Below are 13,792 nucleotides of genomic sequence, written 5' to 3'. Positions count from 1 at the left end.
AATCCCGGCTCTGCTGTTCGTTTTCGAGACACGACGTTTTGCATCCCGACGGCCGAGGCTCAGGGTGTCATCACCACCTTCAGGCACTCGTCTTCCTTGAGCGAGAACGTGCTGTACCCCTCGGACACGTCGTCGAGCGACAGACGATGCGTGATGATGAACGAGGGATCGATCTCCCCGGACCTGATGCGTTCGAGCAATGGGCGCATGTAGCGATGCACGTGAGTCTGGCCGGACCTGATGGTGAGGGCCCGGTTCACGACCGCGCCCATGGGGAACTTGTCGATGAATCCGCCGTAGACGCCCGCGACCGAGATGGTGCCGCCGCTGCGGCAGTTCATGATGGCCTCCCGGAGCGCCACCGGCCGGTCGCTCTCGAGCATCATGAGCGTCTTGGCCTTGTCGTAGGCGCCCTTGAGTCCAGGGGCGTGCCCTTCGAGACCGACAGCGTCGATACAGTGGTCGGGTCCGCGTCCCGCGGTCATCTCCCGCAGCGCCTCCGACACCGAGACCTGCTCGTAATTGATCGTCTCGGCGCCCCCTTGTGACGCGGCGATCCGGAGGCGATAGGGAAATCGATCGATCGCGATCACCTTCGCCGCGCCGAGCATGTACGCACTCTTGATGGCGAACTGCCCGACCGGGCCACAGCCCCAGACCGCGACGACGTCGCCGTGACGGATGCCGCAGGCCTCCGCGGCCATGAAGCCCGTGGGGAAGATGTCGGAGAGGAACAGCACCTGCTCGTCGCTGAGTTGGTCAGGCACCTTGAGCGGGCCGACGTCGGCAAATGGCACCCGCGCGTACTCGGCCTGTCCGCCCGGATATCCGCCCATGATGTGTGAGTACCCGAAGATGCCGCAGGGTGTGTAGCCAAACATCTGCTCGCCCATCCACGCGTTCGGGTTGGAGTTCTCGCAGAGCGAATACAGCTCGCGGCTGCACGGCTCGCAATGGCCGCAGGCGATGGGAAACGGCACGACCACGCGGTCGCCCTTGCGCAGGTTCGACACGCTCGCGCCGGTCTCGACGACTTCCCCCATGAACTCGTGGCCGACGATGTCGCCCTTCTTCATCGATGGAATGAAGCCGTTGTAGAGGTGGAGGTCGGATCCGCAAATCGCTGTCCGCGTGATGCGGATGATCGCGTCGCGCGGGTTCAGGATCGTGGGATCCGGAACCCGGTCGACGTGGATGTCCTGGCGTCCGTGCCAGCAGGCGGCTCTCATGCGTCACCTCCGTCGCGGCGCGCGCCCGCTCCGACCAGCTCGGGTGAGACGCCTCCCGCTGCGGCAAGTGGTATTTCCCCCGTCTCGAGCAGTTGCTTGAACCGGCGCAGATCCTCCTTGATCTGCTGCCCCGGCTCCTCTCCGAACAGCCACGCAATGCCACGGCCGAGCCGGCCGGCCGGCGGCCGATACTGCAGGTGCACGTGCACCTCGGTGCCTCGTTGCCCAGGCGCCTGCCGGAAACGCACCGAGCCGTGATGGCAGACGTCGGCGTTCTCGAGCGAGCGCCAGGCGATCCATTCGTTTTCGCGCTCGACTGTCGTCTCGGCGTCCCATGACACCGCCACTCCCGCCGGGCCGGTTGCGGTCCAGCGCGTGCGGTTCTCGCCGAGTGTCTCGACCGACGTCAGGTGACGCATGAATCGCGGCAGGTTCGCGTAGCCCCGCCAGAAGGCAAACACCTCCTCGATCGGCCGCGTGACGGTGATCGCCCGCTCGATGCTGACCTCGTCCTCGATGTGCCCGCCGGCGGCGCGGCGCCCGGCGCGCTCCTCCTGCAAGCCGCGCGCGCAGATGACATCGAGGGCGATGACGGCGGCGACGGCCGCGGCGGCAAGGGCCACCCGCTGGCGGTTCGCCGAGTCCTCGTTGGCGGCCGATCCGAGGAAGGCGAGGTCGACGGCGTCGCCGCCAACGCGTGACCATGCCCACTCCGCGTGATCGGGCTGCGCCAGCAGGCCGAGCCCGCTGGCGAGCTCGCGGGCCCCGAAGGCCCGCACGACGTTCACCAGGCGAGGGTCGTCAGGAATGCCGATGAGCCGCGCCATCGCCCGAGGGGCGGCGAGTTCCGCGGTGCCGAGGGCCAGGCTGAACCAACCGAGGCCGGCGGCCAGTCGCTCGTGCGAAGGGCGCGCCTGCGCGTACGTGTGCATGGGTCTGCTCCACGGGCGCTCGGGATGCGGCCCACCCGCACGCGGCACCCGCGATCAACGCTGCAAGCGACAGGCCGTTGGGGAAATGCCGGAATGCCGCAATGCCGAGCATGCTGGAAATGCATTCACAGCGTCGGCGGGGTCATGCTGCCGAGATTCGGATTGGCCGGCGCGAATCGGTGGGGTGTAGCCGCGGGACTTCCGCCTTCGCCCAAGGCTACGGCGGACACGTCGCCGAGGCTACAGCGGACAAGTCGTCCCGCGGGCAGCGCGCCGGACAAGTGATCCATGGCGCCTGCGCCACTGGTAGTCACAATATCCGCTCCAGGTAGGCTGTAGGCCCTAGGCCGTAGGCGCGAATATCGTTGGAGTCCGGCGCCTACGAGAGTCATTGGAGTCCGTGGCTATCGGGCGCACGATGCGGCGCTCAGGTCATCAGTGCGTGGGGTCGTCGACGCTGCTCGACACGCGCCGGATGCTCGCGGCGAGTTCCTGCTTCGTGGCCGGTCGACCGAGCGGGGTCACCACGAGCGTGCCGTCCTCGCTCCATTGGACGCGCACCGCATCGCCGACCTTGAGCCCCGACAGTTCGAGCAGCAGCTCGTCCAGGGTAATCGCCACCGTTTCACCAACTCGCATCACGGAAGTGACCATGCGCCACGATCGGGCATCGCGTGCTGCAGGTCAAACGCCCGGCTGGCGAGCGCCCCGGCGGGACGTCACGACCGGATCGAGCGCACCCGGACGGGCCTGCCGAAACAGTCGTCGCCGGCTTACGAGTGAGAGGGATGCCGTCTTGCTCGCGCCCTCAATGCGAGCCGCTACTGGTTCTGGTGCCCACCCCCAAGCGGGCGAGTGGCGACGCCTCAGGAGTGATCGGACCGCGGGGCGGACGCAGGCGTGGCGGACGGGGACGGTCTCGAGCGAACGGCCCTGGGCAGCAGTTCCATGTCGATCAGGATCTGTTGCACCAGGTGTCTGCCGAGGCCGGTCTCACGAGCCAGCGCCCGGACGCTGAGATGGGTCCCCTGCGGCATGGCGGCCAGGCATTCGCTCACCTTCGTGCTGGCCTCGCCGCGGGCCCGCCGAGGACGACCTGGACGCGGCGCGTCCGTGGTGAGGGCGTCGAGGCCGCCGAACCGGAACCGGTCACGCCACAACCTGATCGTCGGCTCACTGATCGACAGCACTTGCGATGCGCGATGCACCGAGTACCCGGACGCGAGCTGCAGGATGATCCGGCTGCGTCGGACGACGCGTGCGGGCGTCCCGGGCGCGGACACCCAGCGAATCAACTGCTCGCGCTGGTACTCACTCAGGACGATGGGCACTCTCGGTAAAACGGACACGGTAGTGGCTCCCTCCCTGCGCGCTGGCACTCGAGCGATCTGTGAGACGGTGGCCGGGACACCACCACTCCGCAGTGCATGCAGCGCATGGCATCGCTCACACGAAGGTTCGGCGGTGTGACGACGATGATGCTGTGTCATAACGCAAAAAGCCGAGCTTGGTGCAAGAAAATTGCACCCGGTCTCGGCTTGTTCCGGATATCACTTGAGAGGTGTTACTTGGTTACGCTACAGGCAGACTTAATGCGCCCAATTGCCGCGCTTCCGTGGGCATCCTAACTTCGGTTACTTGCGTTTGCCCTCGAGCGTGAGCGAGCCGACCTTCTGTCCGCATGACACGCTGCCGGAGGCCTGAGTGCCGTCGATCGTCAGCGTGATCGCACCGCACCCGAACTGCGCCTGCTTCTCCATCATCGCCGCGGGATTGGCGGTCATCGCTTCCATCTCCTTGGTCATGCGGTCGCCGACGTCCTCCATCTTCTTCTCGAAGGCAGCGCGCTCCTTGTCGGACATCTTCGCGAAGGCGGCAGGATCGGCCATCTTCGACACGAGTGCCTGGTACTCCTGCATCGCCGATCCGGTCCCGCCCGGCTGCAGGCTGAAGGTGAAGCTGTTGGCCGGGCGATCGTCGGCCGACACCGTCAACGCCCCCGACATCGTCTCGAAGGGCGCGGGCGTACCGGGCTTCGAATACTCGGCACGATAGGTCAGCGACGCCGAGTCGTCGTCGACCGTCCATTTGCGCGTCTCGGGCGTCAGGGCCACCGTCCAGCCGTTGCTCGCGGTCAACGTGAAGCTCGGAGCCGCACCGATGACCAGGACGCCGCGCCGGCTCCACGCGCCGCTCACCGGCGCATGGGCGGAGAGGCGCACGAAGGCCGGCATCGCGTCGGCCGCCACGCTCGCGGTCGCGGCATACGACGTAGCCGTGTTCGAAGCGGGCGTGAGCGAGATCTGGTCGTGTTCGACGAGGAACGTCGTTCGCGTGCCGAACGTGCCCGTGCACGTGATCGGCGCTGCGGTGCCGGGAGTGACGACCGCCGCCTTGCACAGCTTCAGTTCCGGCGTCGGGTAGGCCGCGTAGAGAGCCTTCGCGCCGCGCACGGAATCGAGGCCCTCGGCCTGCCGCGCGGTCTTCCACTCGGCACTCAGGCGCTGCAGTTCGGCGTCGTACTTCGTCGTGAGCCCCGCGGCCCGCACCAGGGCGCCGGTCGTCGCGATCGCCACCATCACCATCAGCGCGCCATGCGCGCGGCTGCCTCGTCGCGTCCCCATCTGCCCTCCCCTGGACCTGCGTGCCGTCGTGCCGGACATCGGCGCGAATCATCGACACATGGAAAGGGTGGTCAGGCGTCGTGCAAACGTGACGCGTGCGGTGCGATCGAGGACCCGGCATTCGACGTCGTCTGCAGCCCGATCGCGATCGCCACCCACCACCATGCCAGTTCGGTCGGGCGCGCGAGCGGGAAGTCGACGAGCGCGCACGCGGCGCCCGCGGCCACCGCGGCGATGGCGCCGGCGTGCACCGGCGCGATGGGTCGCGGCATCCTGACGGTCAGCACCGCCAAAACCACGAGTGGCGCCAGCAGGGACGCCAGGCCGAGGAGCCCGCGCTCCACCAGGGTCTCCAGGTAGTCGTTGTGCACGTGGTCGGTCAGGCCGGCGAACCGCCGGTCGCGCACGCCTTCGCGGGCGGCACTGCGCTGCCACTCCGGGAAGCGAAGCGTCACGGCACCAGGCCCCTGCCCCACCAACGGGGCCTGTCGCACGCGTGGCAACACGATGCGCCACAGGTGCAGCCGGCCGGCCGCGGTCGTGTCGATCGGACGCGCCGGCGAGATGACGATCGCCAGGCCGGCAAAGAGGGCGACGGCAGCCAGGCCGATGCGTACGCGACGCGACCAGCGGAGGGCGGCGTACACCGCGACGGCAGCGGCCAACCCCAGCACCGCGCCGCGCGATCCCGTGGCGATCAGGGCGCCCGCCTGCAACGCCAACGCTGCCCAGGCACTGCGGCGGCGACCGGCCGAGGTCGTGCTCGCCAGCACCGCGATCGTCAGCGGCAGCGTCATCGCCATCAGGACGCCGACGAAGTTCGGATTGCCGAGGGTGCCGTAGACGCGCATCCGGACGCTCGCGCCGTCGATGGGCGGCTGCCAGCCGGCGACCACGAACGGATCGGCGCCTGCCCATTGCGCCAGTGCCACGGCGGCGCTCGTCGTGGCTCCCACGACCTGGCCGGCGAGCAGCGTCACGGGAGCCTCGCTGGTCCGCGTCAGGGCCAGCGCGAACAGCGGCGCCGCCAAGCCCAGCGCCAGCGCCTCGAGCGACGGCAGTGGGGCCGCCAGGCTTGCGACGACGAAGCCGAGCATCCACGTGGCCGCCAGCCAGCCCGCCGATGCCGATCCGCGCACCGACCGCAGTGGAAGCAATGCGATCGTGGCGATCACCAGCCAGATCAGCTTCGGGAGCGAGAAGGGGCGTTCGAGCCCGGGCCACACGGCCAGCGGCAGCATCGCCAGCCACGCGGCTCCGAACAGTGGACGCATCGTTGCATTCTTCACCAGTTCTCATACGCGTCTCACCGCGATCTGCAAGAGTGGGGGCCGTGATGGTCTCCCTCATGGCACCCGCCGTGCTGGGCGCGAGCCTGTGCCTGCCGGTTGCGGCAGTCGCACAGGTGGTGCCTGCCACGCCGACGGCCGCACCCGACGCCGCCAGCCCGGCCCTCCCGCCGCTGCCCCTGGATGCTGCGCTGGCGTTGGCCCGACGACATGCGCCGGCGATCCGTGCCGCAACGACACGGGCGACGGCCGAAGCGGGCGTGGCCGATGCGTCGCGCGCCTGGCGGAGTCCGACCGTGGATCTCTCGGTGGAGAACCTCGGGCCCCAGGATCTGGACCATGACGGGTTCGTGTGGTTCACGCAGCCTCTCGACATCGGTGCGCGACGCTCGACGCGCATCGCGGCCGCACGGTCGTCGCGTGACTTCCTCGCCAGGCAGGTCGATGCCGAGCGCCGTGTCGTCGATCTCGACCTCGTCGACACGTACCTCGGTGTCGTCCGGGCGCGCCAGGCCTCCGAGCTCCTGGCGGCACACGAGCGCGCCCTCGACGAAGTCGTGCGCCTGGTCGAACGGCGCGTCGGCGAAGGCGTGGCCGCCGAGGGCGACTTGCGCAAGCTGGAGGCCGAACGCGGCCGGACGCGGATCGCGCGCGTGCGGCTCGAACTGGACCAACACCAGCACGCGCTGAAGCTCGGTTTCCTGACCGGACTGACCGATGGCTCGATCGGAGAGCGCGTACGGATGCCTCCGGCGCCGCCCGTGGTGGTCGCCGACATCGAGGCGGCAGTCGAGCGGCGCGCCGACGTCCTCGCCGCAGCCGCGCGCGTGGACGAGCGGCGCACCGCTGCGGCTGCGGAACGTGCGCTCGGGTCCACCGCGATCGCGGCCATGGGCGGCTACAAGCGCACGGCCGGCTTCAACACCGGCACCGCGGGTGTATCGATCGACCTGCCGATCGGCCTTCGCAACGCGCCAGCCCGCCTCCGCGCCGAAGCCGACATCGAGGCGGCAACCCTGGGTCTCGAGCAGGCACGCGCGCTGGCACGCCTCGACATCGAGCAGGCGCTGCTCGCAGCCCGCGTGCTGACGACGCAGGCCGCACGGGTCACCGACGATCTCGTGACGCCAGCCGAGATCGCACAGCGAGCGGCGCGGGCGGCATTTCGCGAGGGCACGGGTGACGCCCTGGCCGTGGTCGATGCCGACCGCGTGCACCTGGACACGCGGCGTGAGGCACTCGCGCTGCAACTCGACGCAGCGGCTGCGAGCATTCGCGCGCGCCTCGCGCTCGGAGAGGATCCCGTTCCATGACTGTCGCCTACACCCGCTGGCGACGGCGCCTCGCCCTGTGCGCACTGGCCGCAAGCGCGGCGTGCTCGCGCGCGCCACAGCAAGAGCCGCCGACGCCAGCGGCGCCACGCGACGCGGTCGTGCTGTCCAGGTCTTCACAGCAACTCGCCGGTATCGAGGTGGAGGTCGCGAAGGCAGAACCCGTGGCCGCCGCGCTCGAGGCCGTCGGCACCGTCGCACTCGACGACACGCGCACCGCGCGCGTGGGCGCGCTGGTGGAGGGCGTCGTGGACGCCACGCGCGTCAATGTCGGCGACCGCGTTCGCGCGGGGGCGCTGCTGGCCGGGCTCCACAGCCACGCGGTGCACGACGGCTGGGGCGACTACCGGAAGGCCGTCGCCGATCGCCGGCGCGTCGAACAGGAACTCGCCTTCGCCTCCGAGACTGTCGCGCGAACCGAACGACTCCTCGCCGACAAGGCGGCATCGGTGCTCGAAGTCGAACGTGCCCGCTCGATGAGGGCCGGTGCCGTGGAGCAACTCGCTGTCGCCAACGCCGAGGTGCAACGCGCCCGCGAGTCGCTGGAGCACCTCGGCATCCCCACCGGATCGACGACCGAGGGCCGTCCTGCCGAGATCATTCCGGTTCGGACGCCGCAGGGCGGCGTCGTGCTCGAGAAGCTGGTCACGACCGGCACCGCCGTGACCCCTGGGACACCGCTTTTCGTCGTCAGCGACACGTCATCGTTGTGGGTGCTGGCCGAGATCGACGAGGCGGCGCTTGCGCAGGTGAAGATCGGGGCGCCGGTCCAGATGATGGTGTCGGCATACCCGACCGAGCGCTTCCCGGCGGCAGTCACGCAGATCTCCGACACCATCAACCCGGCCAGTCGGCGCGTGGTCGTCCGGTGCCAGGTGGGCAACAGCGACGGCCGCCTGAAGCCCGGGATGTTTGCGCGCGTCCAGCTCGAGGGCGCGGCGGCGGCGCCGACGATCCATCTGCCGGTGGATGCCGTGCAGGACATCGGCGAACGACGCATCGTGTTCGTCCCGTCCGCAGATGGCCGGTACGTGGCCCGTGATGTCGAGACGGGCGCGGAGCGCGCCGGCCGGGTCGAGATCCGCCGCGGCGTGGCGGTGGGGGATCGGGTGGTAGTCCGGGGCGCATTCCTGCTCAAGTCCCAGCTGCTGGCCTCCCCGGAAGGCGAATCGTGAGCCTGGGCCTCGTCGAACGCTTCACGGCAGCGGCCCTTCGACATCGTGCGTTCGTGCTCGGCGGCGTCGCCGTGCTCGCCCTTACCGGCGTGTACGCCTTGCGCGACCTGCCGGTAGAGGCCTTTCCCGACCTCACGAACAACCAGGTCGTCGTCGTGACGCAGTCGAGCGGCCTCGCAGCGCCCGAGATCGAGCAACGCATCACGTACCCGATCGAGACCGCCCTGATGGGCACACCGGGCGCGGAAGAGGTGCGCTCGATCTCGAAGTTCGGGCTCTCCATGGTCACCGTGGTCTTCGCCGACGCGGTGCCGGTGTACCTCGCGCGTCAACTCGTCACCGAGCGGGTGAACGAGGCGCGCAGCCGCATCCCGCCGGGAGCGGAGCCGACGCTGGGACCCGTCGCGACGGCCTTTGGCGAAATCTACCAGTACCTGGTGGAGGGCGACGATGCCTCGGTGATGACCCGCAAGACGTTGCACGACTGGTCGGTCCGCAACCGGCTGCGGGCCGTCCCGGGTGTCAGCGAGATCAACACGTGGGGCGGACTCACCGAGCAGTTCCACGTGATCGTCGACCCGCAGCGCCTCGAGCGGTACGGTGTCGGCCTGGCACAGGTGATTGACGCCCTGGCCGGCAACAATCTCTCGTTCAGCGGCGGCTTCCTCGAGCGCCGTTCGGAGCGCACGACCGTCCGCGGCGTGGGCCTGCTCACCGGCCCCGCCGACATCGAAGCCGTTGTCATCACGGCGCTGGACGGTGTGCCCGTGCTCGTGCGCGACGTCGCCGAGGTGCGCACCGGGCCGATGCCGCGCCAGGGCGCAGTGACGCGAGACGGACGCGGCGAAACCGTCGCCGGCATGGTGATCATGCTCAAGGGCGAGAATGGACGCGACGTCGGTGCGCGGGCGAAGTTGCGCATCGAGGAGATCCAGCGATCGCTGCCGGCAGGCGTGACTCTGGTGCCCTTCTACGATCAGACCGACGTGATCGATCGCACCTCGGCGACAGTACGCCGCAATCTGATCGAGGGCTCGATTCTCGTCGTCGCCGTGCTGTTCTTCTTCCTGCGTGATGTCCGAGCTTCGCTGATCGTCGCTTCGGTGATCCCGCTGTCGATGCTGTGCGGGTTCATCGGCATGCGCCTGTTCGGCGTGTCGGCGAACCTGATGTCGCTCGGTGCCATCGACTTCGGGCTGATCGTCGACGGCGCGGTGGTCATGATGGAGAACTTCGTGAGGCGGCGCGCGGAGGCCGATGCGACCCTGCCCGGGGATCGCGCCGAGCGCTCGCGGATCCGGCTGGCCCTCTTCACTCCGGCGGCGATGGAGGTCGCCCGGCCGATCCTGTTCGGCGTGCTGATCATCATCGCCGTCTACCTGCCGATCTTCACGCTCGAAGGACTCGAAGGAAAGATGTTCCGGCCGATGGCGATCACCGTCTGCTCGGCCATCTTCGGGGCGCTGCTGCTGTCGCTGACCGCCGTGCCCGCGGCCTCGTCGCTCCTGTTGCGGATGGGCGGCACGCACCACGAGGATCGGTGGTTCGAGCGCCTGCGCGAGCGCTACCTGCGCCACCTGGCTGACGCCATGCGTCACCGGTTGCGCACGATTGCCGTCGCGGTGACGGTCGTCGGCATCGCCATCGGCTCGCTCCGGTTCATCGGCACCGAGTTCATGCCACGCCTCGACGAAGGCGCGATTCTGATCGAGACCCGCAAGCTCCCGTCGATCTCGCTCGAGGAATCGGTGGCCATCTCGACCCGGGTCGAGCAGCTGGTCCGGCGCTTTCCGGAGGTCTCGCAGGTGGTGACCAAGCTCGGCCGGCCGGAACTGGCCACCGAGGCGATGGGTATCTACCAGGGCGACGTGTACGTGAACCTCCACCCGGAGGCCGCGTGGACGACAGGCCGGAACAAGGACGGATTGATCGAGGCGCTGGCCGCCGCACTCGGCGAGATGCCGGGCGTGGCGGTGAACTTCACGCAGCCGATGGCGATGCGTCTCGACGAAGTCGTGTCGGGCGTCAAGGCCGACGTGGCGGTGAAGGTGTTCGGCGAGGACAGCGCCGTGCTGGAGCGCCTCGCCTCGGACGTGGAGTCGGTGCTCGCCCGCGTGCGGGGCGTCGCCGACCTGCAGGTCGAGGTCTTCTCGGGCGCGTCGCAGTTGCAGATGGCGATCGACCGCCAGACGCTCGCGCGGTACGGCCTGGATGTGGCGGCAGTCCAACGCGTAGTCGAGGCAGCGATTGGCGGCACCGCGGCGACCGACGTCCTCGACGGACCGAAACGCATTCCCGTGGTGGTGAAGTTCCCCGAAGGCCTGCGTGCTCACGAGGAGGCGCTCGCCAGCCTGACGATCACGGCGCCGGGCGGCGAGAAGGTGCCACTCGGGCGCGTGGCGGCGATCACGCGGTCGCAGACGCCGGAGGCGATCAGTCACGAGGGCAGCCAGCGGCGTCTCGTGGTGCAGTGCAACGTCCGCGGCCGCGACATCGGCAGCTTCGTCGCCGAGGCGCAGCAGCGCATGGGCGTCGTCAAGATGCCGGCCGGGTACTACCTGCGCTGGGGCGGGCAGTTCGAGAACCAGTCACGGGCGATGGCGCGGCTCGCGCTGGTGATCCCGCTGTCGCTCGCCATCATCTTCTCGTTGCTGTATGTCACCTTCCGAAACGTCCGCCAGGCCGCGCTGATCATCCTGAACGTGCCGTTTGCCCTCGTCGGCGGCATCACCGCGCTGTGGATGCGCGGGCTGAACCTGAACCTCTCGGCATCGATCGGGTTCATCGCGCTGTTCGGCGTCGCCGTCCTCAACGGCGTCGTGCTGATCACGGCGGTGAACCAGTTGCGTGCGTCGGGACACGGCTTGCACGACGCGATCCTGCGGGGGGCCAGCGCCCGCCTGAAGGCCGTGCTGATGACGGCGCTCGTCGCTGCCCTGGGCTTCGTGCCGATGGCGGTGTCGCATGGCGCCGGCGCCGAGGTCCAGCGGCCGCTCGCCTCGGTGGTGATCGGCGGTGTCATCACCTCGACCCTGCTCACCCTGATCGTGCTACCTGTTGTGTATGAAATGATCGAGGAGGCCTTCCATGCGACTGCTCGTCGTCGAGGATGACCCCACCATCAGCCGCTTCCTGGTGAAGGGGCTGCGCGAGGACCAGCACCTGGTCGACCTGGCCGAGGACGGCGACGCCGCCGAAGCGTCGGCCCTCTCGGGCGACTACGACGCCATCCTGCTGGACGTCATGCTGCCGGCCCAGGACGGCTTCACCGTGTGCCGCCGGCTGCGTGCCCAGGGCGTCGACACGCCCATCCTGATGGTCACGGCGCGCGACGCCGTCGGCGATCGCGTGCACGGCCTGGACACCGGCGCCGACGACTACCTGGTCAAGCCCTTTGCGTTCGACGAGGTCGTGGCGCGGCTGCGCGCATTGACCCGGCGCGGTCGCACCCGCAGCCTGTCGGCCATCCTCACCGCCGGGGCGCTCTCGCTCGATCAGGAGGCACACCAGGCCCGCGTGGCAGGCACGCCGGTGCCGCTCACGGCGACGGAGTACCGCCTGCTCGAGTACCTGATGCGACGCGCCGGCACCATCGTGTCGCGCGACCAGCTCGCCGAGCACGTCTGGGGCGGGGACTACGACCCGTGCTCCAACGTCGCGGACGTGTACGTCGGCTACCTTCGCAAGAAGCTCGCCGGTACGGCCGCCGCCGACCAGATCCGGACGATTCGGGGCCTCGGGTACATGCTCGATCGCGTCGAGGCATGATGCGCAGGCCGTTGTCGTTCCGCGCCCGGCTGACGCTCCGCTGGACGATCGCGTTCGGCCTGCTGCTGGCCTGTGCCAACACGGCGGTCTACATGGGCGTGCGGGTCTACGCGCAACGCGACCTGGACGCGAATCTCCGCACGCTGGCAGCGACCGAGATCGCGTCGTCGACCGACGCCGGCGGCGTCCTGCACCTGCACGAGTTGCCGATGGAGCAACTCGGTGGCGGGGACTTCACGGGCAAGTTCGTCCAGTACTACACCCCCGACGGCGGCATCGTGTTCGAGTCGCCGCTGCTGCGCGGCGAGCGCGTGCTGGACCAGGAACACCTGGCACGGACACTGCGAGGCGATCACCGGATGTCCACCGTCAGCATCGCCGGCCGCCGCGGCCGCGTGATCACGGCGCAGATCAGGGACGCCAGCGCCCCCTACGTCGCCGCGATCGGCATCTTCACGGATCAGCTGGATGCGCTGCTGGCACGGCTGGCGTGGGTCCTCGTCGGCGTCTGGATCGTGGGCCTCGCTGCCACGGCCTGGATCGGCCTCTTGCTCGCGTCGAGCGCGCTCGAGCCGATCGATCGCATCACCACCCGCGCCGCGCGCATCGCGACCGGCGACATCGACATGCGGCTCGATCCGCCGCGCAGTGACGACGAGATCGGCCGGATGACGCGCCTGCTCAACGAGATGCTGGATCGTCTGCATCGGGTGATCGACGGCTCGCGCCGGTTCGCCGCCGACGCCTCGCACGAACTGCGGACCCCGCTCACCGCGATGGCCGGGGAGATCGACGTCGCGCTCAAGCGCGAGCGGGATCCGGCGGAATACCGGGAAACGTTGCAGCGGCTGCGCGACCAGATCGAGGGCCTGACCACCGTCGCCGGGCACCTGATGCTGCTTGCGCGCGCTGAAGAGCAGTCCGGCGAACTTGCCGCACAGGAGGTGTCAATCTGCGACCTGGTGGATGCGGCCTGCACACGGGTCGGTCCGCACGCGGCGGCGCGCGGCATCTCCGTCGCGCACGAAGGTCTCGAAAAGCTGGTCGCGTACGCCCAGCCCGGGCTGCTCGCTCGCGTGATCGAGAACGTTCTCGTCAATGCCGTGCAGTACAACCGGGAGGGCGGCGCCGTGCGAGTCACGGGCTTCGACGAGCCGGCGCCGGGCGATGCGTGGGAGGCTGGCCGGGTGCGGCTCGAGGTGACCGACACCGGTCACGGGATCCCGCCGGAGGATTGGGAGCGCGTGTTCGACCGCTTCTACAGGCGGGAGCCGTCGCGGTCCCGCCGCACCGGCGGCGCGGGCCTCGGTCTCGCACTCAGCCGGGCCATCGCCACCTGGCACGGCGGTTCGGTCCGGGTGCGAGCCTCGAGTGACGCCGGCACCACGTTCGAACTGGTTTTCCCGGGCCAGCGCCAACCGTGACCCTCAGACCTTGGTCAGCT

11 protein-coding genes are annotated in these 13,792 nt (G+C 69.3%); 5 read left to right on the top strand and 6 right to left on the bottom strand.

Translation table 11 applies throughout. The annotated features are described in order from the left end of the window. Positions 1 to 59: 59 nt before the first annotated feature. The 6 genes from LuPra_RS01510 to LuPra_RS01485 all read right to left on the bottom strand — a co-directional run bounded on the left by LuPra_RS01510 (position 60) and on the right by LuPra_RS01485 (position 6,059). Positions 60 to 1,229 carry a zinc-dependent alcohol dehydrogenase gene (locus LuPra_RS01510; protein WP_110169125.1) on the bottom strand — a complete coding sequence of 390 codons (1,170 nt, stop codon included), beginning with the start codon at positions 1,227 to 1,229 and terminating at the stop codon, positions 60 to 62. Continuing rightward, positions 1,226 to 2,161, bottom strand: coding sequence for an SRPBCC family protein (locus tag LuPra_RS01505; RefSeq protein WP_110169124.1), 936 nt, complete (start codon positions 2,159 to 2,161; stop codon positions 1,226 to 1,228). The genes LuPra_RS01510 and LuPra_RS01505 overlap by 4 nt, the downstream gene beginning before the upstream one ends. Positions 2,162 to 2,596: 435 nt before the next feature. Next, positions 2,597 to 2,815: an AbrB/MazE/SpoVT family DNA-binding domain-containing protein gene (locus LuPra_RS01500; protein WP_110169123.1), complete on the bottom strand. Its 219-nt coding sequence runs from the start codon at positions 2,813 to 2,815 to the stop codon at positions 2,597 to 2,599. Between the two features lie 212 nt (positions 2,816 to 3,027). Beyond that, the gene (locus tag LuPra_RS01495; RefSeq protein ID WP_157898620.1) at positions 3,028 to 3,510 is read right to left on the bottom strand and encodes a helix-turn-helix domain-containing protein; all 483 of its coding nucleotides are present in this window, start codon (positions 3,508 to 3,510) and stop codon (positions 3,028 to 3,030) included. A gap of 285 nt (positions 3,511 to 3,795) precedes the next feature. Then, positions 3,796 to 4,785: a hypothetical protein gene (locus tag LuPra_RS01490; RefSeq protein WP_110169121.1), complete on the bottom strand. Its 990-nt coding sequence runs from the start codon at positions 4,783 to 4,785 to the stop codon at positions 3,796 to 3,798. Positions 4,786 to 4,856: 71 nt separating this feature from the next. Then, positions 4,857 to 6,059: an O-antigen ligase family protein gene (locus tag LuPra_RS01485; protein WP_162271274.1), complete on the bottom strand. Its 1,203-nt coding sequence runs from the start codon at positions 6,057 to 6,059 to the stop codon at positions 4,857 to 4,859. 62 nt (positions 6,060 to 6,121) lie between these two features. On the opposite strand from LuPra_RS01485, the gene LuPra_RS31505 reads away from it, so the two are divergent. The 5 genes from LuPra_RS31505 to LuPra_RS01455 are packed head-to-tail and all read left to right on the top strand — an operon-like array spanning position 6,122 to position 13,772. Continuing rightward, complete coding sequence (locus LuPra_RS31505) at positions 6,122 to 7,387, top strand: TolC family protein (RefSeq protein WP_234800992.1); 1,266 nt, start codon at positions 6,122 to 6,124, stop codon at positions 7,385 to 7,387. Continuing rightward, on the top strand, positions 7,384 to 8,580 hold the full coding sequence (locus LuPra_RS01470; RefSeq protein WP_110169119.1) for an efflux RND transporter periplasmic adaptor subunit: 1,197 nt from the start codon (positions 7,384 to 7,386) through the stop codon (positions 8,578 to 8,580). The genes LuPra_RS31505 and LuPra_RS01470 overlap by 4 nt, the downstream gene beginning before the upstream one ends. Then, complete coding sequence (locus tag LuPra_RS01465) at positions 8,577 to 11,693, top strand: efflux RND transporter permease subunit (protein WP_157898617.1); 3,117 nt, start codon at positions 8,577 to 8,579, stop codon at positions 11,691 to 11,693. The genes LuPra_RS01470 and LuPra_RS01465 overlap by 4 nt, the downstream gene beginning before the upstream one ends. Further along, a complete protein-coding gene (locus LuPra_RS01460; RefSeq protein ID WP_110169117.1) occupies positions 11,668 to 12,348 on the top strand; it encodes a response regulator transcription factor in 681 nt (226 codons plus the stop codon). Before LuPra_RS01465 ends, LuPra_RS01460 begins: the two co-directional genes overlap by 26 nt. Next, entirely contained in the window at positions 12,345 to 13,772 is a 1,428-nt protein-coding gene (locus LuPra_RS01455) for a sensor histidine kinase (RefSeq protein WP_110169116.1), read from the top strand. Before LuPra_RS01460 ends, LuPra_RS01455 begins: the two co-directional genes overlap by 4 nt. Positions 13,773 to 13,792: the final 20 nt, after the last annotated feature.

The sequence above is a fragment of the Luteitalea pratensis genome, from assembly GCF_001618865.1.
Lineage (GTDB): Bacteria > Acidobacteriota > Vicinamibacteria > Vicinamibacterales > Vicinamibacteraceae > Luteitalea > Luteitalea pratensis.
This window is presented reverse-complemented; position numbering and strand designations above follow the sequence as displayed.